The sequence below is a fragment of the Streptomyces sp. NPDC088197 genome, assembly GCF_044741185.1.
Taxonomy (GTDB): Bacteria; Actinomycetota; Actinomycetes; order Streptomycetales; family Streptomycetaceae; genus Actinacidiphila.
The window spans coordinates 265,375-288,252 of sequence record NZ_JBIUSD010000005.1; the positions used below are offsets into that span (position 1 = coordinate 265,375).

Annotated in this window: 14 protein-coding genes; 3 read left to right on the forward strand and 11 right to left on the reverse strand. The window is 72.1% G+C overall.

The window, feature by feature from the left end; all coding sequences use genetic code 11:
* Nucleotides 1–72: 72 nt before the first annotated feature.
* The 3 genes from ACIOC1_RS15550 to ACIOC1_RS15560 all read right to left on the reverse strand — a co-directional run bounded on the left by ACIOC1_RS15550 (nucleotide 73) and on the right by ACIOC1_RS15560 (nucleotide 6,441).
* Nucleotides 73–3,291: a chondroitinase family polysaccharide lyase gene (locus ACIOC1_RS15550; protein ID WP_401854610.1), complete on the reverse strand. Its 3,219-nt coding sequence runs from the start codon at nucleotides 3,289–3,291 to the stop codon at nucleotides 73–75.
* Nucleotides 3,292–3,373: 82 nt separating this feature from the next.
* Nucleotides 3,374–4,855: a sulfatase-like hydrolase/transferase gene (locus tag ACIOC1_RS15555; RefSeq protein WP_401854613.1), complete on the reverse strand. Its 1,482-nt coding sequence runs from the start codon at nucleotides 4,853–4,855 to the stop codon at nucleotides 3,374–3,376.
* A gap of 113 nt (nucleotides 4,856–4,968) precedes the next feature.
* Nucleotides 4,969–6,441, reverse strand: a complete 1,473-nt coding sequence (locus ACIOC1_RS15560; RefSeq protein ID WP_401854615.1) for a sulfatase-like hydrolase/transferase — start codon at nucleotides 6,439–6,441, stop codon at nucleotides 4,969–4,971.
* A gap of 249 nt (nucleotides 6,442–6,690) precedes the next feature.
* Here ACIOC1_RS15560 and ACIOC1_RS15565 point away from each other — a divergent pair, with 249 nt between their 5' ends.
* Together ACIOC1_RS15565 and ACIOC1_RS15570 are read left to right on the forward strand one after the other, a co-directional pair.
* Nucleotides 6,691–8,070 (forward strand): ROK family transcriptional regulator, encoded by a 1,380-nt coding sequence (locus ACIOC1_RS15565; protein WP_401854617.1) that lies wholly within the window; start codon nucleotides 6,691–6,693, stop codon nucleotides 8,068–8,070.
* Nucleotides 8,067–9,056 (forward strand): formylglycine-generating enzyme family protein, encoded by a 990-nt coding sequence (locus ACIOC1_RS15570; RefSeq protein WP_401854620.1) that lies wholly within the window; start codon nucleotides 8,067–8,069, stop codon nucleotides 9,054–9,056. Before ACIOC1_RS15565 ends, ACIOC1_RS15570 begins: the two co-directional genes overlap by 4 nt.
* A gap of 182 nt (nucleotides 9,057–9,238) precedes the next feature.
* Here the strand turns inward: ACIOC1_RS15570 and ACIOC1_RS15575 are convergent, their stop codons facing one another.
* From ACIOC1_RS15575 to ACIOC1_RS15600, 6 genes are all read right to left on the reverse strand, one after another.
* Nucleotides 9,239–11,785, reverse strand: a complete 2,547-nt coding sequence (locus tag ACIOC1_RS15575; protein WP_355335781.1) for a collagenase — start codon at nucleotides 11,783–11,785, stop codon at nucleotides 9,239–9,241.
* Between the two features lie 564 nt (nucleotides 11,786–12,349).
* On the reverse strand, nucleotides 12,350–13,489 hold the full coding sequence (locus ACIOC1_RS15580) for an ABC transporter ATP-binding protein (protein WP_401854622.1): 1,140 nt from the start codon (nucleotides 13,487–13,489) through the stop codon (nucleotides 12,350–12,352).
* A complete protein-coding gene (locus ACIOC1_RS15585) occupies nucleotides 13,486–14,667 on the reverse strand; it encodes an ABC transporter ATP-binding protein (RefSeq protein ID WP_401854624.1) in 1,182 nt (393 codons plus the stop codon). Before ACIOC1_RS15585 ends, ACIOC1_RS15580 begins: the two co-directional genes overlap by 4 nt.
* 1 nt (nucleotide 14,668) lies before the next feature.
* Entirely contained in the window at nucleotides 14,669–15,655 is a 987-nt protein-coding gene (locus tag ACIOC1_RS15590) for an ABC transporter permease (protein WP_355335283.1), read from the reverse strand.
* Nucleotides 15,652–16,698: an ABC transporter permease gene (locus tag ACIOC1_RS15595; protein ID WP_401854627.1), complete on the reverse strand. Its 1,047-nt coding sequence runs from the start codon at nucleotides 16,696–16,698 to the stop codon at nucleotides 15,652–15,654. The genes ACIOC1_RS15590 and ACIOC1_RS15595 overlap by 4 nt, the downstream gene beginning before the upstream one ends.
* 14 nt (nucleotides 16,699–16,712) lie before the next feature.
* Entirely contained in the window at nucleotides 16,713–18,449 is a 1,737-nt protein-coding gene (locus ACIOC1_RS15600; RefSeq protein ID WP_401854629.1) for an ABC transporter substrate-binding protein, read from the reverse strand.
* A gap of 224 nt (nucleotides 18,450–18,673) precedes the next feature.
* Between ACIOC1_RS15600 and ACIOC1_RS15605 the strand changes: the two genes are divergently transcribed.
* On the forward strand, nucleotides 18,674–20,128 hold the full coding sequence (locus ACIOC1_RS15605; protein ID WP_401854631.1) for an aminopeptidase P family protein: 1,455 nt from the start codon (nucleotides 18,674–18,676) through the stop codon (nucleotides 20,126–20,128).
* Between the two features lie 126 nt (nucleotides 20,129–20,254).
* Here ACIOC1_RS15605 and ACIOC1_RS15610 read toward each other — a convergent pair whose 3' ends face one another.
* On the reverse strand, nucleotides 20,255–20,965 hold the full coding sequence (locus tag ACIOC1_RS15610) for a GntR family transcriptional regulator (protein WP_355335293.1): 711 nt from the start codon (nucleotides 20,963–20,965) through the stop codon (nucleotides 20,255–20,257).
* Between the two features lie 127 nt (nucleotides 20,966–21,092).
* Entirely contained in the window at nucleotides 21,093–22,781 is a 1,689-nt protein-coding gene (locus tag ACIOC1_RS15615) for a carboxylesterase/lipase family protein (RefSeq protein WP_401854634.1), read from the reverse strand.
* Nucleotides 22,782–22,878: the final 97 nt, after the last annotated feature.

Consider the following 22,878-nt stretch of genomic DNA (forward strand, 5'->3'; position numbering starts at 1 on the left):
AAGGGCCGGTGCCCGGGGGGAAACCCCGGCACCGGCCCTTTCCGTCGCCCGCTCATCCGCCGCCCGGCGCCTTCACGCGGACCGCAGCCGGATCTGTACCCCCAGGCCGAGGTGGCACCGGACGTCCACCGAGGTCAGGCCGCCGTGCACGGCGGTGCGGACCTCGGTGTGGGGCTCGGCGGTCCGCCAGGCGCCACGCAGGACCAGCCGCAGCCGGTGGGTGCCGCCCCGGCTGTCCCGCCAGGGCCTGGAGAAGGGGCTGAGCACGCCGACGAACGCGCCGTTCCGGTCGTACTGGTCCCGGTCCCGGCCCTCGTACAGGCGCAGGTCCGGATCGGTGACGGACAGCACGAGGCCGCCCGAGTCCGGGCGCGCGAGCAGCAGCGAGGGCGTGTCCACCGCCGCGATCGGGCCGCCCGCCGCCAGGGTGCGCTGCGGCTCGAAGACGGCGTACGCGGTGATCCCGGTGGCCCGGTCGTGCACGACGTGCGCGCCGTCGTCATGGCGCAGCACCGAGTACGGCGCGATCGTCGGGTCGGCCATCCGCGCCGCGAAGTCCCTCATGTCCTCCGGTGTGGCGTCCACGATCAGGGCGTACGCGTAACGGCCGCCGCGCGGCGCGCTCCCGTGGTCGAGCCACGCGGTGGCGAAGTCGGCGGTACCGGGTGTGCCCGTGCTCTGGTCGGGAGCGGTCTGGGAGGCGCGGGTCAGGGCGAGCCGCTGGCCCGGCGGTATCCAGTAGCCGTTGCCGACCGGGTCGATCAGCCACGTCGGGTCGGACGGCGTGCGGTCGACGGCGTAGGGGAAGTCGGCGACCGCGCCCAGGGCGCTGTGGATCACCGGTTCCGAGGGCTCGGCCAGGTGGCACTGGAAGAGCGTGGTCCGCGTCGGGTGGACGGAGTCGTCGTTGCGGATGCCGGAGCCGAGGGCGATGACCCGCTCGTCGAAGAGGAACACCGATTTGCGTGCCCGGTGCGAGGGGTTGAAGACGGGGTGTTCGCGCAGGTCGATCGCGAAGACGGCGTGCCGGTCGTCGATGGTGCCCGCGCCGCCGAACCGCGACTCGGTGAGCGGCATCTGCTCGATCGCGCCCGCGAGGTTGGACCGCAGCTCTTCGTAGGGCAGGCGGATGGCCGTGGTGCCCGGCCACTGGTTCCAGTCCCAGCCGGGCTGCCGGAATCCGCTGGCCAGGTTGTCGACCGGGTCGCCGCGGCCGAGGACCTGGATCTGGCCGTAGGTGGTGTACCGCCCGTAGAGGTTGTCGGTGGCGTAGATCTCGGTGCTCCACAGGTAGCGGCTGTGGCCGCGGACCGCGACCAGCCAGTTGTCGCGTCGGTGGAGGGCCAGCGCGCTGTGGTTCATCGCCCAACTGCCCGTCGGCGCGGCTTCCGCCGTGACGCCCGCGGCGGCCAACCGCTGAGCCAGCGCCTTCTGCACGGAACTCGGCTTGGCGGGCAGCAGGCGCAGGAACGCCGCGCCCACCTCGGGGTCCAGCTCCCGCGAGCCGTCCGGCGACCCGGCGGTGGTGAGCGACTGGTAGGGCGGCAGGGCGAGCGCGGTCAGACCGGTGGGGTGGCGGGCGGCCAGCGACAGCGGCCAGTCCGAGGCGTTGGCGTAGACGCGCATCCGCAGCAACGCGTCCTTGTAGCGGCCGTGTGCCGCCTCCCCCACCCGGAAGGGGGTGCCGCTGAGGATGTCGACGGTCGGGGCCGACCCCTTGTAGCCGTCGCGGGCGTAGTCCGGGTACATGCCCAGGTGGTGGAAGACGGAGCCGTCGGCCTTGAAGCCGTCCATGATGCCGGGCGAGACGGTCAGGGCGGCGTCCAGCCAGCGCCGCAGCGCGTGCAGGTGCGCCACTTGCCCGGCCGGGGTCGGCATGAGCAGGGCGGTGCCGAGCATGCCCTGGAGGTTGGTGTTGAGGATGTCGAAGATGCCGCCGTAGGACTCGGCGTCGCCGAAGTCCTGGAGCAGTCGGCCGAGTCCGGTGAACCAGGCCAGGTCCTCCCGGACACCGTCCAGCAGTCCCCGCTCGGCCAGGGCGTCACGGATCAGGTGGACGGAGTCGTAGAAACCGCGGAACTGGTAGCCGAGGTGGTGGATCGTGCCCTGGCAGCTCCCCGCCGCCCAGCCCTGTTCGCGGAGGTGGTCCAGGATCCGTACGTACAGATCGGTGAGCCGGGTCCGGTGCGCGTCGTGCGACGCGGCGTCGTACGCGCAGGCGATCTGGTACATCAGGTCGGTGACCTGGCGCAGCGGGCTGCCGGCGACGAACGCGTTGAGCGCGGCGGCGATCCGCGGCGGGTAGATCTCCGTCTGGTAGGAGTCGACGGCCCGGCCCGGCACCCGCTCACCGGGGTACGGCACACCGAGGCCGTCGGTCGCGGCGGCCAGCGCCGCGACCGCCGCGTCGTCCACCGTGAGGGACTTGCGCAGGACCGCGTGATAGCGCCGGGTCACCTCGGCGAGCGAGGCGCTCTCCCCCGCTGTGGGCTCGGGTTCCGGCAGCGGGTGCGCGGCGAGCCGGTCGGCGTACGAGAGCAGGGCCAGCCAATGGGCGTTGGCGGCCCGGTCGCCCTCGCGGTTGACGAACGGCACCTGCCGGTCACGGGTGGGGTGGTCGGGGCGCAGCTCGGTGTTGACGATGAGCTGGTCGAGGTGGAAGGTGCCCGCGCCGGAGCGCCGGGGCGCGACGAACCGCAGGGTGTCCATGCCCGCGCGCGGCTTTCCCGACAGGTCGTACCCGTAGCGGATCCACACGGTCCGCCAGCCGGTGAAGCCGAGGTGGATCTCGCACCACGCGTCGGCGCGCCGGCCGCGCCCGAACTCCACCCGGAGCACGTCGTCGAGGGCCCGGTCGTTGTGGATCCACACGGCGAAGGTGTCGACCGTCCCCATGGTCGCCTGGTCGTCGCCGTCGCGATACGCGTCGGGTGCGTAGCGCAGCGGGGTACGGATCTCCAGTTCGGCGCCCGGCCGGTAGTCCCAGCGCAGGGAGTGCGGGCCGATCCGGGCGGTGGCGGCGCTGATGCTCACCCGCGAACCGGGCCCGGTGCGCAGGTGCTCGGGTATCCGGGTCTCGAAGAGGAACACCGGCGGGTCGAGGGCGAGTGCCTGGTCCTCGACGCTCGGCGCGTCCGCGGCCTGCCCCGGGGGGCCGGCCGCGGTGCCGTTCGCCGCCGGGCTGTCGGCCGCCGCCGGTGCGGCCGCGACGGGCAGCGCGGCGGCGGCCGATCCGAGTGCGGCGCCGATCAGCGCCTTGCGTCGCGTGAATCCTTGGGCCTGCTCTGGCATGGTCTGTCCTCCGGTACTCCCTCGCCGGGTTCCCGTGAGGGGAGGGGTTCGCCTGCATCACAGCGGCCGGGGACAGAACGATTCAAGAAGGACTGAACGGCGGATGCGGCGGTTGCCACTCGGGGTCGTCGAAGGCGCCGAGCGGGTCCGCGTCCGGAGCGTCGGCGCCGCCCCGTCCGGCGTCCAGCGGCGCGCGCTGCCCGGCTCCGGTGACCGGCAGGCGGCTGCCGTCCCGCGCCGGGTCCCGGTGTTCCGTGAACCACGCGTCGAGCCGGCGCCGCAGGTCGCCGACGCGTTCGCGGTGCGCCGGGTCGGCGACGAGGTTGACGCGCTCGCCCGGATCGGCGGCCAGGTCGTACAGCTCGTGCGGACCGTGCGGGTACCGGTGGACGTACTTCCACTCGGCGGTCCTGATCATCCGGACGGGACCGTACTCGTCGTAGACGACCACGGGCCGGGGCGGCGGCGGCTGGCTCGGCCGGCCGGTCAGCAGCAGTGGCGCGAAGGATCTGCCGGGTCCGGTCTCGAACGGTTCCGCGTCCAGCCCGGCGCACTCCAGGAGCGTGGCGGCGAAGTCGTACGCCGACAGCAGTTCGTGGCGCACCGAGCCCGCGCTGATCCGGCCGGGCTGCGCGATGATCGCCGGGACCTTGACCGAACTGTCGTACATGTTCTGCGGAAAGGTGCCGTTGCCCTTGCCCCAGATGCCGTGGTGGCCGCAGTTGAAGCCGTTGTCGCTGGAGAACACCACCAGCGTGCTGTCGGTGAGGCCCAGGTCCCCGAGGGTCCGCAGGACCTGTCCGACGGCGGTGTCCATGGCCGTGACGGAGGCGAAGTAGCCGACGAGGGCGGCCCGGACGTCGGCCTCGCCGCCGACCGGTACGCCGTCGACCAGCGGCTGCCACGGGTGCGGTTCCTCCTGCGGGCAGGTGTCGAACGCGCAGTCCGCGTAGAGGCGTTCGACCTGCGGCGGGTGCTGGCCCTTCCAGGGCTTGTGCGGGGCGGTGAAGTGCAGCGAGAGGTAGAAGGGCTCCTCCCGTCCGGCCTCGCCGTTCAGGAAGTCCACCGAGTCGTCGGCCAGGACGTCGGTGAGATATCCGGCGGCCGGTTCCCTCGTGCCGTGCCGGTACATCGGTGCGTCGTGGTAGGCGCTGCCGCCGCTCTCGTGCGCGTACCAGTGCGTGAAGCCGGGGCGCGGCCGGTCGTTGGCGCCGAGGTGCCATTTGCCGGACAGGCCCAGCCGGTAGCCGGCGTCGGCGAACTCGTCGGTGAACAGCCGCTGTCCGGCGAGGAAGTCCTGGCCGTCCGGGCCCGCGTGGCCGCCGGAGAGCCAGTCGTGCACGCCGTGGCGGGACGGGATCTGGCCGGTGAAGAGGCTGGCCCTGGCCGGTGAGCAGACCGGGGAGGTGCAGAAGAAGTTCTCCAGCCGGGTGCCGCTCTCGGCGAGCGCGTCGAGGGACGGGGTGAGGATCTCGTCGTTGCCCGCGCAGCCGAGGGCCCAGTGGCCCTGGTCGTCGCTGAGGATGAGCAGGACGTTCGGGCGCCGCGGGTCGTGGCTTGCCATGGTGGGTCTCCCTGGTGGGCTGATGGTGAGGTGGGTCGCGGGACGCGGGCGGACGGGCCCGGCGGTCGGGGGCGGGCCGGTGCGGGACGGCCGGGCCCGGGTGACCGGCCGGTTCAGCCGAGGTCGTCGGCCACGCCGTCGAGGTCCGGTGCGCGGTGGCCGCCGATGTCGGCCGTGTAGCCCATCCAACTGTGGGCGGGGTCGCCGCGGCGCAGCAGTTCTCGGTACAGCCGCCCGGTCAGCTCCCGCCTGACGTCGGCGTACGCCGGGGACCCGTGGACATTGCGCAACTCGTGCGGATCGCGGTCCAGGTCGTACAGCTCGTGCACGCTCTCCGGGTTGTGGACGAGCTTGTACCGGCGGTCCCGGATCATGCGCTGGGAGTACGGGAAGTGGTGGCCGTGGAATTCGGCGACGACCTCGGTCCGGTCCAGGACCGCGCGCGCTCCCCCGGTGTCGCCGGTCAGCAGCGGCAACAGGCTGTCTCCGTCGCAGGGTTCGGGGGCGGGCAGGCCCGCGATGTCCAGCAGGGTGGGGTTGAGGTCGGTGAGCGTGGCGAAGGCGTCCGAGACCTGGGCGGGGCCGCCCGGCACCCGGGCGATGGCGGGGACGCGGTAGATGTCCTCGTACATCGCCGGGCCCTTGTCGTTCAGCCGGTGGCCGCCGGTGAACTCGCCGTGGTCCGCGGTGAAGAACACGGCGGTGTCGTCGCCCAGGCCGTACTCCTCCAGGGCGCGCAGAATCCGGCCGATCTGGTGGTCGATCATGGTGACGTAGCCCCAGTAGACGGCGATCAGCTTGCGCCAGGCGTCCGCGTCGAAGGCGTCGGCCGACCAGTATTCGCTGTAGCGGCGTTGTACGTCGGGCTTGCCCGCGAAGGTCTCGGCCATCGACTCGGGCAGCACGACATCGTCCGGGTCGTAGAGGTCGTAGTAGTGGTCGGGCACGAGATAGGGCAGATGCGGTCCGAACCAGTGGCAGGACAGCATGAACGGCCGCCCTGACGTACGCCGGCCGGTGGCGTACCGCTCCAGCAGCGCGAGGGTCCGGTCGGTGAGGAACGCCTCGACGGTGGCCTCGACGGGCTGCCGCAGCCGACCCGCGATGAGGTGGCCCCGGCCGACGCCGTTGGCGGCGGTGCCGAAGACGGGGTCGGTCACCGCGAACGGCGGCAGGCCGCGGTCCGCCAGCCATCGCTGGTACGACGGGTGGCGTACGGGGTTGAGCGCGCCGGGCAGGTGCTCGCCGTCCAGGCCGTGGTGCTCGGGGCCGTGCTCGCGGCCGATGTGCCACTTGCCGACGTGGCCGACCTGGTAACCGGCCGCCCGCAGTTGGGGCCAGAGCAGTGGCTGGCTCTCGTTCAGCTCGTCCTGGCCGCCGGCGGCGCGCTCGGGGTTGGCGAGCAGGCCGTGCCGGAACGGGTGCAGGCCGGTGGCCAGCGACGCGCGTGCCGGTGTGCAGATCGCCGTCGGAGTGTAGAACCGGTCGAACCGCGTCCCCCGCGCCGCGAGTCCGTCGAGGGCCGGGGTCTCGACGACGGTGTTGCCGTACGCGCCGAGGGTGTCCACCCGGTGCTGGTCGGTCATCAGAAAAAGGATGTTGTGCGGGCTCACCGGCCGCCGCCCCTCCGCTCCCACCGCTCGCGGCGCTGTCGTCGCTTGGTCGGCTCCCGTGCACCGTAAGGACGGCCCGGTATTTTGGTCAACCCTCGGGACTAATCACCGGCCGATGGTCCCCGAATCCGGCGAGCACCTCACCGCCGAAGGCACTGACCAGCGCGGATGGATTAGTCCCGAAACTTGACAGAATCCACGGCGCGGTCCGATCATGCGGACATGCCAGACCGACGCGGAGCCGCACTGCACCGACTGCGCGCCGCCCACGAGGCGGCGGTGCTCGGCGAATTGCGGCGCGCGGGAGCGCTGAGCCGCGCGGAGCTGATCGAGCGGCTGGGGCTCTCCCGCACCACCTTGTTCACGATCGTCTCGGACCTGCTCGCCCGTGAGGCCGTCGTCGAGCGGCCGATGACCGCGCCGGACGGCACCTGGGCGGCGGGCTCCGGCGGCGGTACGGGGACGGCCGCCGCGACCGCGTCCGCGGCGGACGGCGCCCCGGACCCGACCGCCGACGCGGGCGCCCGCACCGGCACCCGGCCGCCGAGGGGCCCCGGCCGCCCCGCCATGGCGGTCTCCCTCAACCCGCGCGGCGCGCAGCTCATCGGCATCGGGCTGCTTCCGACCCGCTTGCAGATCGTGATCGCCAACCACGCCCACGAGGTCGTCGCCCGGTCCAGCACCGCGCTGCGGGCGGAGGCCGGACCTGACGAGCGGGTGGCCGCGGTCGTCGCCGCCGTCGGCGAACTGGTCGCGGAGCGCGGGGTGAGCCTCGCCCCGGTGACCGGCGTCGGCCTCGGCCTGCCGGGGCCGGTGCGGCGCCCGGACGACGAACGTCCGCCGGACCCCGCGGACCGGGCGGCCTCCGCGGCCCGGATCGTCGCCGGGCTCGGCGACCACTTCGAGGCGCCGGTGGCCACGGACAACAACACGCGGCTGGCCGCGCTGGCCGAGATCACCTGGGGCGCGGCGCGCGGCCTGTCCGACATCGTGTACCTGCACTGGTCGCAGGGGGTCGGCGGCGGGCTCGTGGTGGACGGCCGACTGGTACGCGGCGCGCACGGCGCGGCGGGCGAGATCGGCCACACCAGTTGCGACCCGCGGGGAGCGGACTGCTACTGCGGGGGCCGCGGCTGCCTGGAGGGCGTGATCGGCGTCCCCGCGCTGCTGGCCGAGTGCCGCGCCAGGGGGGCGAGAGTCCGGGACGGGCGCGAACTGGTGGCGCGGGCCGCGTCCGGCGAGCGACCGGCGGCCGACGTCGTGGCCGGGGCCGCGACGGCGGCGGGCCGTGTGCTCGCCGCACTCGCCGCCCAGACGGACCCCGCGTGCGTGGTGATCGCCGGTGAACTCGCCGCCCTCGGCGCTCCGGTCCTCGACACGGTCCGCGCGCAGCTCACGGCGTTCTCCCTGCCGGCCGCCGCGCGGACCATCCCCGTCAGGGCCTCCACACTCGGCGACGACGCCGCGGCCCAGGGCGCCGTCGCGATGCTGCTGCACGCGGCGGGCGAGCGGGTCGACGTCCTCGTGGACGGCGGTGCGCCGCCGCCGGGACGCCGCGGCGATCCGGCCGGTGGCGCGGGTGACGCCGGTGGTGCCCGGTGACGGCGTGCTGCGGCCCCGGCGGTCACGGCGGAACGGCCGAGGCCGGAGCCGGGACGGGATCCGAACTCACGCCTCCGCCACGGGACTTCGCCGTTCCCGACCGCCCGCGCGCGGAGGTGCTGCGCGGCATGGTCGCCGTGCCCGCAGGCCCCTATCTGATGGGCGGCGACGACGAGGACGCGTTCCCCGACGACGGCGAGGGGCCGGTGCGCGAGGTGACGGTCAGCGCCTTCCGCATCGACGCGACATGCGTCACCAACTCCCGCTTCGCCGCGTTCGTCAAGGCCACCGGCTACCGCACCCAGGCCGAACTGAGCGGCTGGTCCTACGTCTTCGGCGGCTTCGTGCCTCCGCGGGCGCGGCACGCGGTGCTTCCCGGCCGCGTGCCGGGCGCGCCGTGGTGGCGAGCGGTCTCGGGCGCCTGCTGGCGCTCGCCCGAAGGCCCCGGCACCTCGATCGGGGAGCGCGGCAACCACCCCGTGGTGCACATCTCCTGGCACGACGCCGTCGCCTACGCGGCCTGGGCGGGCAAGCGGCTGCCCACCGAGGCGGAATGGGAGAAGGCCGCACGCGGCGGACTGGTACGGGCCCGCTTCCCCTGGGGGGACGAGCTGACCCCCAACGGGCGGCACCGCTGCAACATCTGGCGCGGCGACTTCCCGGTCCGCAACACCCGCGAGGACGGATATCTGGGCACCGCGCCCGCCAACGCCTTCACTCCCAACGGCTACGGGCTCCACAACGCCTCGGGCAATGTCTGGGAGTGGTGCGCGGACCGGTTCTCCCCCGACTGGCACGCCGCGCCCCGGCCCGAGACGCGGGTCGACCCGGTGGGTCCTCCCGACGGCGACAACCGGGTGCTGCGCGGCGGTTCGTATCTGTGCCACCACTCCTACTGCAACCGCTACCGGGTCGCCGCCCGTACCTCCAACACTCCGGACAGCACCACGGCGCACGGCGGCTTCCGGTGCGCCGTCGACGACTGACCGGCTGAACGACCGCCTTGTCGACCGACTTACCCACTGACCGACCGGCCGGAAGCGAGGGGTCGCCCCGCTTCCGGGGTACGGACGGGCCCGGAGGGCGGACAGCGGTGGTGACCGCTGTCCGCCCCTTCGGACCGTGGTGCCTCCTGTTCCGTGCGCCCGCTACCGGCAGGCGGCCGGGATCAGTAGGACGTGGTGACCGAGGCTCCGCTGAAGCCCTGGACGGCGTAGAGGCTGACGTAGACGTAACCGGCCGTCGGGTTGGTGACGGTCAGGGTGTGGGCGTTGCCGCTGCCGGTGGCCTTGCTGGTGTAGCTGGCGGTCGTGGCCCACCCGGTGCTGCTGTAGTAGAGGTCGGCGTTGCCGGTCCCGCCGGCCGAGGTGATCTTCAGGGTCGTGGTGCCCGCGGGCAGGTAGAGGTACAGGTAGGCGTAGTCGCCGGTGGGCGCCGACAGATTGCTGCGCTTGCAGTTCTTGCCGAGCTGGTTGACGTCGGCGCCGGTGCACTCGGGCGCCGTGCCGCCGCCGCTGCCGACCGTGACCGTCTGCGACGTGGTGTTGGTGGCGCCGCCGTTGTCGGTGACGGTCAGTGTCACGGTGTACGTGCCCGCGGCCGTGTACGTCCTGGACGGGTTGGCGGCGGTGGAGGTGGTGCCGTCACCGAAGTTCCAGGCGCGGGAGGCGATGGTGCCGTCGCTGTCCGTCGACCTGTCGGTGAAGGCGGCGGTCAGATTGCTGACGGCCGAGGTGAAGGCGGCCGTGGGCGCCTGGTTGCCGGGCGGGTTGCCGCCGCCGATGCTGCCGCAGTTCCCCACCGCGCACTTGGTGAGCCAGGCGTCCCAGTCACTGTTGTAGCGCGTGCCGATGGTGCTGGTGAGCAGGGTCTGCGCGGCGGCGTAGTTGCCACTGCGGTAGTCGGCGAGCAGCGCGGTGACGTCCGCCGGGTGCGACTGGAGCATGTAACGCACCGCGAGGTAGCCCCAGTTGTAGACCAGGGTCTGGCCCGAGTCGTAGGTGTTGCCGAAGATCGACCGCAGGGTGTAGCCGTGCGTCGCGGCCTGATTCTGCGCGTCGGTGTAGACCACGTTGCGGTAGGAGTAGGAGACGTACTCGGCGAAGCCCTCGATCCACCAGATGGTGGTCGGCGTGGCGGTGCTCGCGGTGAAGTCGCCGTAGGTGTCGAACCGGCCGTCGAGGTAGTGCGTGTACTCGTGGTTCAGGTTCCAGATCTGGAAGTCCGGGCGCACCCACTCGGCCTCGTAGGCGATGAAGCGCGGCTGGTTGCCGGCCGCGGCCGGGTCGCCCTCCAGGTACATGCCGCCGTTGTTGGTGTCGATGCCGTACATGGCCCCGGCGTATGTCTGGTAGTCGGTGCTGGAGTTGAAGACCACCACCTCGATGGTGGAGTTGTTGTCGTTGGCGACGGGCCCGCTGTCGTGGACGAGGCCGTGGAAGTACGCGTCCTGGGCGCGCAGGCTGGCGCAGGAGGAGCTGAGCTGAGCGGCCGTCATGTCCTGGGCGAGGATGCGGATGCTGGAACTGCACGTGTAGTTGGACGTGAGCACCGAGCTCTTGAGCCGGTCGGCGAGGTTGCACGTGTCGTAGTACGAGCAGTTGGACGCGTCGTAGTAGCTGGTCATCTCGGCCAGGCCGACCCACAGGGCCGCGGTGGGTCCGGTGATGGCGGTCCGGCTCAGCAGCGCGGCCACCAACGGGCTGGCCTTGGCGCGCAGGGCCGACTCCTGGAGGAACCGGCCCAGTTCACGCCCGGCGTTGGACGTCAGGTACGCCTGGTCGGTGCTCAGCAGCGCCAGGTGCGAGCCGGCGAAGTTGTACAGCGTGTCCAGCACGCTCGGGTCGGCCACGACGGCCGCGACGAAGTCCGGGAACTGGTGGCCGCGGAACAGCACGGTGTAGACGTTGTTGACGGCGTTGAGCATGTACCAGGACGCGTCGTACGAGCTGTTGTAGCCGTTCAGCAGCCGCTTGACGACGTACAGGTAGCGGGCGTCCTGCTCGGAGCTGTCGATCAGGGTGACGGCCTCGGCGAGGGCCTCGCCGTTGGCGTCGGTGACGTCGCCGGAGTGGGCGCTGGCGAAGAAGGCGTCCAGGGCGCTGCGGATGGCCGTGACCATGGCGGTGCCGTAACTGCCCACCGCCGAGGAGTTGTAGTACTGGACGTAGTAGCCCGCCCGCAGGTAGAGCACGAGCTGCGGCATGCCGGTGCTGCTGTCACCGGGGTAGGCGGCCGAGCCGTCGCGCATGGCGTAGGCGACGGTGGTCATCTGCGCCTCGCGGAAGGCGTTGTAGGCGTCGGTGCCGGTCAGGTTGAACAGCGTGTTGACACAGTCCGTGGTGGACGCCTTGATCTGGGCGACGAGGGCGCTGCCGGTCCGGCCGGTGAAGTCCGAGGCGTTGCATGTCGCCGCCGCGGTCAGGCCGTTGGCCCTGGCCTTGGCCCGCGCCGCGGCCTTCATGGACGGCGCGGAGTGGCTGACCACCGGCGCCGTCGGCGCGTCGTAGTCCTGCTTGAGCGCGTCCTTGGACGCGGGCAGCGGCGCCCGGTCGGCCGCGCTGAGCGAACCGGCTCCGGTGTGGTCGGACTTCGCCGCGGCGACCGTGGCGGGCTGGGCCGCCGGGCCGGGGCGGGTGGCCGCGGTCCCGGCGGGCTTCGGCTGCGCTGCCGCGGCCCGTTCCGGGTGGATCAGCATGCCGATGCCCAGGCACATGGCCAGGGCGAGTATCAGGAACCCGGTGAGACTTCGTCGTACCGGTTGGGTGTTCACGTGCCGCCTCCCAGCGGTGTGTGCCGCGCTCCGTTGCGCGGCGAGGGGGGATTCGCGGTGCACCCGTCCGGGCCCGCCCGGCACTGTGGGGAGTGGGCGGTGCGGTCCCGGACGGACCGCGAGCCGTGCCTCAGCTTTTGGCATGAGCACGGCTTTCAGGTTGTGCGCCATGTACCATTGCACATGTCACATCGCTTGGGAACCCTGGGTGGAGAACTCGCGAAAACGGCCTGGGGCCACCGGAATTCCGGTGGCCCCAGGCCGTTTCCCCGCTCCCCCGCGCCCGGGAATTCCCCGCGCCCGGACCGCGCCCGCCCGCGCGCAGGCGGACGCGGCGGAGCCGCTCGACCCCGCTGTCCGGCGCACGGAGCAGCCCTGCCGACCTGACCCGTGCCTCGGCCGGTCAGGCGGCCCCGTCAAGCGGTCCGAGCGTGCGGCTCTGTCAAGCGGCGCGGTCGACCGGCCCCGTCAGTCGGCGTGGTCGTGCGGCCCCGTCAATCGGCTCCCTCAATCGGCGTCCGGAAAGTGGCAGGCGACCTGTCGGCGCGGCGGACCGGCCAGTTCGGGGCGGGTGACGCCGCAGATCTCCTGTGCCTTGTGGCAGCGCGGGTGAAAGGCGCAGCCCGACGGCGGCGCCGCGGGACTGGGCGGATCGCCGCGCAGCACGATCCGCTGCCGCACGCGTTCCACCGCCGGGTCGGGTACCGGCACCGCCGACAGCAGCGCCGCGGTGTACGGGTGCGCGGGGCGCTCGTACACCTGGGACTTGTCACCGATCTCGACGACACGGCCGAGGTACATCACCGCCACCCGGTCGCAGACCCGCTTGACGACCGAGAGGTCGTGGGCCACGAACACGTAGGCCAGGCCGAGTTCGTCCTGGAGACGTTCCATCAGGTTGACGATCTGCGCCTGCACCGAGACGTCGAGCGCCGAGACGGGTTCGTCCGCGATGACCAGCCGCGGTTCGGTGGCCAGGGCGCGGGCGATGCCGATCCGCTGCGCCTGCCCGCCGGAGAACTCGTGCGGATACCTGTCGAGGTGTTCGGGCAACAGGCCGACGAGGTCGAGCAGTTCGGCGGCGCGGATCCTGGCCCGGCCGGCCGACGTGCCCTGCGCCAGGAGCGGGTCGGTGACGATACGGGCCACGGTCTGCCGGGGGTTGAGCGAGGAGTACGGGTCCTGGAAGACCATCTGGATGTGCCGCCGCAGCGGCCGGAGCCGCCGCTGGCCCAGATGCGTGATGTCCTGTCCCGCGAACCGGATACTGCCGGCCGTGGGTTCGAGCAGCCGCACCACCATCCGTCCGGTGGTGGACTTGCCGCATCCCGACTCGCCGACCAGCCCCAGCGTCTCACCGGCCGCCAGGTCGAAGCCGACCCCGTCCACCGCGCGCACCGGGGCCGTCGCCCTGCCCAGCCGCCGTCGTCCGGGGAAGGTCTTGACCAGGCCGCGGACCGACAGCAACGGCGGGTCGCCGCCCGGTTCCAGGGCGGGCGGCGGTCCGCCCTCCGCGGCGGCGACGGGTTCGAGGTGCCGCCTCCGGTCGGGGGCGGTCCCGGCGCGCTGTCCGTTCGTATCGGCGACGGCCGCCCCCGTACCGGGGCCTGATCCCGTCGCCGGTCGTGCTCGGTCCGTGCGCTTCATCGCGTTTCCTTGACGGTGAGGGGCGGCCCGCTCCGGGCGTCCGCGGGCGGATCGGCGGCGGACCGCGCCGCCGTCGTCAGATGACAGGCGGTCAGATGCGCGGGGCCGGGCGGGGCCGCGGCGGCCACTCCCCCGTCGCCGGGGACCCGTGGGACCGCGGCGGCCTCTCCCCCGCCGCCCTTCCCCGGCGGGGCCGACCCCGCGCCGCGCACCGCCTCCAGGGCCGGGCGCCGGGTGGCACACCGCTCCCGCTCCTGCTCGGACGCGACCGCCGCCCGGGGGCAGCGGGGCAGGAAGGCGCAGCCCTCGGACAGGCTGAGCAGCGAGGGCGGTGAGCCCGGGACGGTACGCAGCGGCGCGTCGTCCGCGTCGTCCAGCCGGGGCAGGGAGTCGAGCAGCCCTCGGGTGTACGGGTGGGCGGGCTCGGCGAACAGCGCGTCCACCGTGGCCTGTTCGGCCGCCCTGCCGCCGTACATCACCAGCACCTCGTGGGCGACGCGGGCCACCACTCCGAGGTCGTGGGTGATCATCACCACCCCCAGACCGCGTTCCTGCTGGATGCGGGCGATGAGTTCGAGGATCTGCGCCTGCACGGTGACGTCCAGCGCGGTGGTCGGCTCGTCGGCGATGAGCAGGTCCGGCTCGCAGGCCAGGGCCATGGCGATCATCACGCGCTGCCGCATGCCGCCGGAGAACTGGTGCGGGTACTCCGCGACCCGCCGGGCGGGTTCGGGGATGCCGACCTCGCCGAGCATCTCCACCGCGCGGCGCCGGGCGACCGCCCGGCCGGAGCGGAAGTGCCGCCGGTGCGCCTCGGCGATCTGCTCCCCCACCGTGTAGTAGGGGTGCAGGCTGGACAGCGGGTCCTGGAAGACCATTGCCATCCGGCGCCCGCGCAGCGCGCTCAGTCGCGCACCGCTCAGACCGGTCAGCTCCCGGCCGCCCAGCGCGATGGAACCGGTGACCTCGGCGTCCTCGTGCAGTCCCATGACCGCGAGCGAGGTGACGGACTTCCCGGAGCCCGACTCCCCGACCAGGCCGAGGGTCCGCCCCTTCTCGACGGTGAAGCCGATGCCGTCGACGGCCCGTACCGGACCGCGCTTGGTGCGGAAGGAGACGGTGAGGCCGTCCACGCGCAACAGCGGCGGCGTGGCCGCGGCGGCGGTGTCCTGATCCATCTCAGTACCTCACCCTCGGGTCGATGACGGCGTAGAGCAGGTCCACGACGAGGTTCGCGCCGACGATGAAGAAGGCCGCCAGCAGCGTGACGCCGAGGATCACCGGCTGGTCGGAACGGCGGAGCGCGTCGAAGAAGAGCTGGCCGACACCGGGAATGCCGAAGATGCTCTCGGTGATCACGGCGCCCGCCAGCAGGCCGCCGAGGTCCATGCCGAAGAGGGTCAGGACCGGCGTCATCCCGGAGCGCAGCCCGTGCTTGAGCACGACCGTGCGCTCGGGCATGCCCTTGGCCCGCGCGGTCCTGATGTACGGCTGGGCCATCGCCTCGATCATCGAACTGCGGCTCTGGCGTGCGTACATGGCCGCGTACAGCAGGGCCAGGGCGATCCAGGGCAGCAGCAGGTTGGACGCCCAGTGCACGGGGTCGCGGGTGAGGGCCACGTAGGACGGATAGGGCAGCACCCCGGCGATGCGGACCGCTCCCCAGATCAGCACCATGGCGGTGAAGTAGACGGGAAGCGAGGCGGTGGCGACCGCGCCGACCATCAGTCCGCGGTCGGTGAGCGACCCCTTCTTCAGGGCGGCGGTGACTCCCGCGCCCAGCCCGAGGACGAGCCACAGCACGGCCGAGCCGACCGCGAGCGAGACGGACACCGGGAGCCGGTCGGTGAGCAGGCTCCACACCGGCAGCGAGTTCTCGTAGGAGTAGCCGAAGCAGGGGAAGCCGCAGTGCACGGCGTGCGGGCCGCTGCCCAGGTCGCGGCCCGCGAAGATACCGGTGAGGTAGTCCGCGAACTGCCGCCAGACCGGCCGGTCGAGACCCATCATGTGGCGGACCTGCTCGACGCGTTCGGTGCTGCAGGACTTTCCGCAGGCCGCCGCGGCCGGGTCGGCGGGCAGCAGATAGAAGATGGTGAAGGTGATGGCGCAGACGGCGAGCAGCACGCCCGTCACGCCGATCAGCCGGCGGATCACGTAGAGCGTCACGACCGCCCTCCCCGCGGGTCGAGGATGTCGCGCAGGGCGTCGCCCAGGACGGTGAAGGCGAGTACCGCCAGGAAGAGGAAGACGCTGGGGATCACGAAGAACATCGGGTCCGTGTCGTAGTAGACGACGGCCTGGGAGATCATCTGCCCCCAGGACGAGGTGGGGGGCCGCACACCCACGCCCAGGAAACTGAGCGCCGCCTCGGTGCTGATCATGCCGGGGACGAGCAGGGTGGTGTACGCGATGACCGGCCCCGACACGTTGGGCAGAACCTCGCGGGCCAGGATGCGCGGCGCCGTGGAGCCGCCGACCCGTGCCGCGTCGACGTACTCGCGGTGCCGGAGCGACAGCGTCTCGCCGCGGACGATGCGCGCGATACCGGGCCAGCCGAACAGGCCGATGACGCCGGTCATCAGCGCGACGCGGTTGACGTCCTGGGCCACCGACATCATGGCGATCATGAAGATGAGGGAGGGGAAGGACATGGTCAGGTCCATCAGCCTGCTCAGGACGCTGTCCACCCGCCCGCCGAAGTAACCGGCGGTGATGCCCGCGGCGGTGCCGACGACCACCACGATGGCCGTGGCGGCGAAGGCGATCATCAGCGACACCTGGGCGCCGTACACGACGCGGGCGAACAGGTCGCGTCCGGTGGCGGGTTCGACGCCCAGCCAGTGGTCGGCGCTCATGCCGCCGAACGAACCGCGGGGCATGCCGCCGAGGTAGGGGTCGATGGCGCTCTCGTCGAACTCGTCGGGGCGCCAACCGCCCAGTCGGGCCAGGAGCGGCGCCGCGACGGACACGACGATCAGCACGACGACCGCGACGAGGGAGCAGCGGGCGGCGGGCTCGTGCCACAACTGCCGCCAGGCACGCCGCCACGGGCCGCCGCTGGTGTCAACTAGGCCGCCGGACAGGTGATGTGATGGTTCGTCAGATACATTCGGATCGGTCGGACGCATCGGATTCGGCAGGTCGGTGGAGCCGCTGGGCCGCGACCGCCCGGCGCGCCGCCGCCGGGCGGTCTTCCGCTCTGTGGTCATGCCGGTGGCGCCCTTCACCCCTGGCTCTTAGCGGGGTCCTTGAGACCGATCACCGCGAAGTCGAACTGCCCGGTCCACGCCGAGTGGCCGAACGCGCCCGCCACGTTGGTGCCGACCAGCAGCGGCTTGCGCTGCCACAGCAGCGGTACGGCGGGCGACTTGTGCATGATCGTCGCGTCGAGGCCGATCCAGGCGACCTTGGTCTGGTTGGCGTTGGACATCGCGGCGATCTGGTCCATCCGCTGCTCCACCGCGCTGTCGCGGAACTGCGAGAAGTTGCCCTGGTTGCCCTTGGCCTTGATGGTGCGACCGTCGAAGACGAAGGGCAGGAAGGTCGAACCCGAGGGGTAGTCGGGACACCAGCCGCTGAGCGTCATGTCGGGTGCGTGGGCGGTGTCACCGACCGTGTCGTAGAAGACGGACGGGTCCACGACGTCGATCCTCACCTTCACCCCGGCCTTGGACAGCGACGCCTGAAGCGCTTCGGCCCTGGTCTTGTCCCCGGTGGCGACGGTGAGCGTGGCGTCCAAGGACGGCTTGCCCGCCTTGGCCAGCAGTTCCTTGGCGCGCGCCGGGTCGCCGGACGGCGGCACGTTGTACACCGGGGCGACGAACCCGCCGGTCAGCAGCGGCGGCAGGTAGTGCGTGGCGATGTCGTTGAGCGCCGGTCCGCCGTCCGCGGTGACCTGCGCCGACCTGTCGACGGCGTACTGCATGGCCTCGCGCACGGTGGGATCGGTGAACGGCCCGCGCGCGGTGTTGAGATAGAGCATGTCCGTGCAGCCGGTCGGCTCGGCGGACAGCCGCTCCCGTACCGACCGGTTCGGCAGCACCTTGGCGACGCTGGCCGCACTGAGATTGGCCCATTCGACGGCCGAGGCGTCCGCGCCCGAGCTCGCGATCAGCCGGTCGTCGATCTGTCCGCCCTGTAGACCCATCGTGACCACGATGCGGTCCGGGTACGCCTTGCGCACCTGGTCGGTCCCGGGGCTCCACCGCGCGTTGCGGACCAGCACCATCTCCTTGCCCCGCTTGTAGCTCTCGATCTTGTACGGGCCGGAGGAGAACGGCCGCAGGTCGTACCGCACCCCGGTCTCGCGGGCCTTCGGGACCGGCGAGAAGGTCGGCAGGGTGACGGTGTACGAGAACTCGGCGACCGGCCGCTTGAGGTGGAAGACGATGGTCCGGTCGTCCGGCGTCCGGATGGAGTCCAACTCCTTGCCGGTCAGCGGCCCGGTGTAGCCGTCGGTGTCCGCCAGATACTGCCGGGCGTAGTCGGGGCCACCGGTCAGGTCCGGCGAGAACGACCTCTCGACGTTGTACTTCACGTCCTGCGCCCTGATCGGGGTGCCGTCCTCGTACGTCAGGCCGGGTTTGAGGGTGAAGGTCCACACCCGCCCGTACTCCGAGGAGCGTCCGAGGTCGGTCGCGAGGTCCGGCACGATCGTGCCGCCGGCGGTTCCGGGCGCGGCCTGGAAGGTGGTGAGCGTCCGGTAGAGCAGCCGGGTGCCGAAGTCCATGGTCGGCATGACCCAGTTGCGGGCGGGGTCCAGGTGGTCGAAGTCCTGATTGGACAGCACGGTGAGGGTGCCGCCGCGCTCGGGAGTACCGCCGATGACGGTGCCGGTGGCCACTCCCGGGGCCTTGTGCTCTCCGTCCCTGCTCTTGGTGTCGGCCGAGCAGGACGTCGCGGCGAGGGCCAGCGAGGTCGTTATGCCGATCGCCAACGCGACGCTGATGCGCTTGGTCATGGTGTGTCACTCCGTTGTGAGTTCCCGGCACCGCGACCGCCTTCAAGGGGTGAGAAAAGGGCGGCCGCCAGGACACCTGTGCGATGTGACTCGTAACATAGTAATGTGACATTGCATTGACAAGCCGTCAGCTCTCTCGTTACCGATCCGTGCCTCACCCTCCTCGTTCGCCCTGTTCGGCCGCTTTCCTCGTTCGCGCACCGACCCGAAGGAGTCGCGCACCGATGACCGAACCCACCACCCCACCGCACACCGGCAGCCACGATCTGCCGGTGTCCTCCGCTCTGGGCGACTTCATGGCCACCGCCTGGGCGCCCAGCCCTCTCCCGCCGGAAACCCGTTTGCCCGCAGAGGAGTTGACGACCGGTCGCCGCGCCAGGCTCTCCGCCCGGTTCCCCGGCGAGCGGCTGATCATTCCGGCGGGACGGCTCGCCGTACGGTCCAACGACACCGACTACCGCTTCCGCCCGCACACGGCGTACGCCTGGCTGACCGGCTTCACCGGCGAGGACCAGCCGGGGAACGTCCTGCTGATGGAGCCGGCGGGCAGCGGCCATCAGGCCGTGCTGTACCTGCGGCCCCGCTCGCCCCGTACCGGCCAGGAGTTCTACCGGGACCGCCGTTACGGCGAGTTCTGGGTCGGCCGACGTCCCGACCTCGACGAGGCCGCCGCGCTCAGCGGGCTGCGCTGCGAGCACCTGGACGACCTGGTCAAGCCGCTGACCGGAGCCTCCCCTCCGGTCCGGCTGCTGACCGGAGTGGACCCGGCCGTCGAGGAGTTGGTCGGCTCCGGGAACCACCAGCCCAGCGGTGACGCGGAGTTGGCGACCGTCCTCGCCGAACTCCGGCTGGTCAAGGACCCCTGGGAAGTCAGCCAACTGCAACTCGCCGTCCACCACACGACGAGCGGCTTCGAGGACGTGGTCAGGGCGCTGCCCCAGGCGATGCGGCACCCGCGCGGCGAGCGCTGGATCGAGGGCGTGTTCGCCCTGCGGGCGCGCGCCGAGGGCAACGGGGTCGGCTACGAGACCATCGCCGCCTCCGGCGCGCACGCCTGCGTCCTGCACTGGATACGCAACGACGGCCCGCTGGACCCCGCGGGACTGCTGCTCCTGGACGCGGGAGTGGAGACCGACACCCTCTACACCGCCGACATCACCCGCACCCTGCCGCTGTCCGGCCGCTACTCACCGGCCCAGCGCACCGCGTACGAACTGGTGCTGGCGGCGCAGGAGGCGGGCATCGCCGCGCTGCGCCCGGGGGCGCGCTTCCGCGACTTCCACCTGGCCGCAATGCGGGTCATCGCCGAGGGGCTGTACGACTGGGGCGTCCTGAAGATCCCGCCGGAACAGGCGCTGAGCCCCGACAGCGGCGTGTACCGCCGCTGGACGCTGTGCAGCAGTGGTCACATGCTCGGCATGGACGTGCACGACTGCGCGCGCGCACGGGCCGAGACGTATCTCGACGGGGTTCTGGAGGAGGGGCAGGTGCTCACCGTCGAGCCCGGACTGTATCTCCAGCCGGACGACGAGACGCTGCCGCGCGAACTGCGCGGCATGGGCCTGCGAATCGAGGACGACCTGGTGATCACCGCCGACGGCGCGAGGCTCATGTCCGGTGCGCTGCCACGGACCCCCGACGCGATCGAGGAGTGGATGGGCGGCCTCCTCAACCCCTGAGCGGTCGGGGTCGGCGTCCGGCGGCGACGCCCGCCGGACGCTCCCGTCGGTGACGGCCTCGTCCGCTGCCGGGCGACGCCCCGGACCGTACGTCAGGCGGTCCCGTACGTCAGGCGGTCCCGTACGTCAGGCGGTCCCGAGCTGGAGTCCGTTGGGCGCGGTCGCCGCCCCCTCGGCACCGTCCGCCCACAGCGAGCGAACGTGGCCCAGGTGGCGGCTGATGCACTCCTGCGCGCCCTCGGAGTCGCGGGCGAGCATGAGGTCGAGCAGTTCGATGTGCTCCTGGGCGGACGCCACCAGTCGACCGGTCTCGTCGAGCCAGTTCAGCCCGTACAGCCGAGAACGTTTCCGTAGGTCGCTCACGACCTCCACCAGATGGCCGTTGCCGGCCAGGGCGAGCAGTCCTAGATGGAAGCGGCGGTCGGCCTCCAGATAACCGATCAGGTCGTGTCCCCGGGCCGTCTCCACGATCTCCAGGGCGAGCGGTCGCAGCGCTTCCAGTTGCTCGGGTGTGGCCACCGCGGTGGCCCGCCCGATGGTGGGGACCTCGATCAGCGCGCGGATCTCGGTGTACTCGTCGAGATCGCGTTCGGTGATCTCGGTGATACGGAAGCCCTTGTTCCGCACCGCCTCGACGAGTCCTTCCTTGGCGAGGTCGAGCATCGCCTCGCGGACCGGGGTGGCCGAGACGCCCAACTCGGCGGCCAGAATGGGCGCGGAATACACCGCACCGGGCCGCAGTTCGCCCGCGATGAGAGCGGCACGCAGAGCGTTGGCCACCTGGTCGCGCAAGTGCTCCCGTACGGGAATGACGCCGCGCGACGACAAATGAGCCATGACCGATCCTCCAGACACACGAACTCCCACCATACAATGTGACGTTGCCCCACAGGGAGGGACCGGGTTCCGGGTCCGGAGTCCCGCCGGGCCGTGAGCCCGGCGGGGACGGGCGTCGCGGCAGCGGTCAGCCGCCGACGGTCCGCCAGAAGCCGCACTGGTGTTCCCGGGCGAGGTCGACGGGCTCCGTCTTCCCCGGTTGCAGGGACTGGACGTGCCGGCCGGTGCCGAAGCGGGGCCAGGGCGCCGTGCCGGGGCCGTTCGGATCGCCCGTGTGGGCGAACTGGGCCCAGTAGCGGATCATCGTGTCGGCGAGTCGGCGCTGGGCGGGGGTGGCCGGACCGGGGAGCTGCTCGTCGGCGAAGAGATACTGCAACTCGCTGCCGTGGAACGCTCCGGTGGGGAAGTCGGGCTTTTTGAGGGTGCTGAACCAGGGTGCCTCGTCGTCGGCGAACTCGTAGGCGTAGGTCGGCACGTGCTGGTCCAGGGCCCGGTCCCGGTCGAGGACGGTGCACCCCCAGGCCCAGTCGGTGACGACGGCGGACAGCGCCTCGCCGGGGGACGTGAAGCGGTCGGCGGGGTAGCGGGCCAGGACGCGGGCCGCGTCGGCCGGGGTGAACAGTGTCCGGATCTGCCGCCGGTAGTCGGCGTCGGTCGTCGTCCGGCCGGTCACGGCCTCGATGGCCGCGGTGAACAGCCGGTGTTCGTCCCGGGTCGTTCCCTGGATGACGGGGACCCGGTTGAAGTGGCCGGTGGCGAACGCCTGTTCCGGGCTCACGGGCAGAACGCCGCCGCCGACCGTCGGCCCTGAACCGACTCCGTCGTCGGACCACTTGAGGAGTTCCTTCACGGGTGCGGCGCGCAGACAGGCCGCCGCTGTCCGGAGGTCGGAGCAGCCGACCTTTGCCGCGACGTCGAGTCCGTGCCCCTCGCGCTCCGCGCGCGGCAGCGGGAACCAGGTGGGCGGGCCCGGTGACCAGTGGCGTCCCGTGCACTCGGCGCTTTGCAGGATCGCCCTCTGGAACAGGCCCGTTGACCCCGGAGCGACGAGATGCGCGCAGACGCTGGTGCCACCGGCCGACTCGCCGAAGAGCGTGACGTTCGCCGGGTCGCCGCCGAATGCCGCCGCGTTGCGCTTCACCCAGCGCAACGCCGCCTGCTGGTCCTCCAGTCCGAAGTTGCCCGACAGGTGCGCGGCCGGGCCGTGGTCGAGGGCGGGATGGTCGAGGAATCCGAAGACACCGAGCCGGTAGTTGACGCTGACCACGACCACCTTGCCCAGACTGGCCAGGCGCTGTGCGTCGTAGAGGCTTCCGGCGCCGTTGATGAAGCCGTTGCCGTGGATCCACACCATCACCGGCAGCTCGCGGGCGCCGCCGCTCGCGGGCGCGGTGACGTTCAGGTAGAGGCAGTCCTCGCTGCTGCTCTGCTCGTCGATGAGCCCCGCCGACTGTGCGCATCGGTTGCCGGGCTCGGTCGCGGTCCGTATGCCGGGCCAGGACGCGGCCGGTTGGGGCGACGCCCAGCGCAACCGCCCGACCGGCGGGGCGGCGTAAGGAATCCCCTGGAACATCCGGGTGTCCGTGCCGAGGCGGCCTTCGACCAGGCCGGTGTCCGTCCTGACCACGGTGGCGGGACCGCCTCGGCCGCCCTCCGCGCGCTGGGCCGGCCGCGCGTGTCCGGCGGCGCAGCCGGTCATGACGCCGCCGATCATGACGGCGCCGACCAGAGCGGTCAGCAGGGCCCGTAGGCGCGGTCGCGCCCTGACCTGTGGCCTGCGACGTCCTGGGGCGCGGTTCTGACCTGGGGGATTCATCGGCGTTCACATCCTCAAACAATTCGTGTGGGGTCCACACTAATATAAAGTGTGAGGCGCCCACAAAGTCAATTCCCCCCGGGGACGAGACATGGAG

What these genes read in the sequence shown, in the direction of transcription:
- ACIOC1_RS15550 (WP_401854610.1), bottom strand. Translation starts at nt 3,291, where the DNA reads ATGCCAGAGCAGGCCCAAGGATTCACGCGACGCAAGGCGCTGATCGGC.
- ACIOC1_RS15555 (WP_401854613.1), bottom strand. Translation starts at nt 4,855, where the DNA reads ATGGCAAGCCACGACCCGCGGCGCCCGAACGTCCTGCTCATCCTCAGC.
- ACIOC1_RS15560 (WP_401854615.1), bottom strand. Translation starts at nt 6,441, where the DNA reads ATGACCGACCAGCACCGGGTGGACACCCTCGGCGCGTACGGCAACACC.
- ACIOC1_RS15565 (WP_401854617.1), top strand. Translation starts at nt 6,691, where the DNA reads ATGCCAGACCGACGCGGAGCCGCACTGCACCGACTGCGCGCCGCCCAC.
- ACIOC1_RS15575 (WP_355335781.1), bottom strand. Translation starts at nt 11,785, where the DNA reads ATGTGCCTGGGCATCGGCATGCTGATCCACCCGGAACGGGCCGCGGCA.
- ACIOC1_RS15580 (WP_401854622.1), bottom strand. Translation starts at nt 13,489, where the DNA reads ATGAAGCGCACGGACCGAGCACGACCGGCGACGGGATCAGGCCCCGGT.
- ACIOC1_RS15585 (WP_401854624.1), bottom strand. Translation starts at nt 14,667, where the DNA reads ATGGATCAGGACACCGCCGCCGCGGCCACGCCGCCGCTGTTGCGCGTG.
- ACIOC1_RS15595 (WP_401854627.1), bottom strand. Translation starts at nt 16,698, where the DNA reads ATGACCACAGAGCGGAAGACCGCCCGGCGGCGGCGCGCCGGGCGGTCG.
- ACIOC1_RS15600 (WP_401854629.1), bottom strand. Translation starts at nt 18,449, where the DNA reads ATGACCAAGCGCATCAGCGTCGCGTTGGCGATCGGCATAACGACCTCG.
- ACIOC1_RS15605 (WP_401854631.1), top strand. Translation starts at nt 18,674, where the DNA reads ATGACCGAACCCACCACCCCACCGCACACCGGCAGCCACGATCTGCCG.
- ACIOC1_RS15610 (WP_355335293.1), bottom strand. Translation starts at nt 20,965, where the DNA reads ATGGCTCATTTGTCGTCGCGCGGCGTCATTCCCGTACGGGAGCACTTG.
- ACIOC1_RS15615 (WP_401854634.1), bottom strand. Translation starts at nt 22,781, where the DNA reads ATGAATCCCCCAGGTCAGAACCGCGCCCCAGGACGTCGCAGGCCACAG.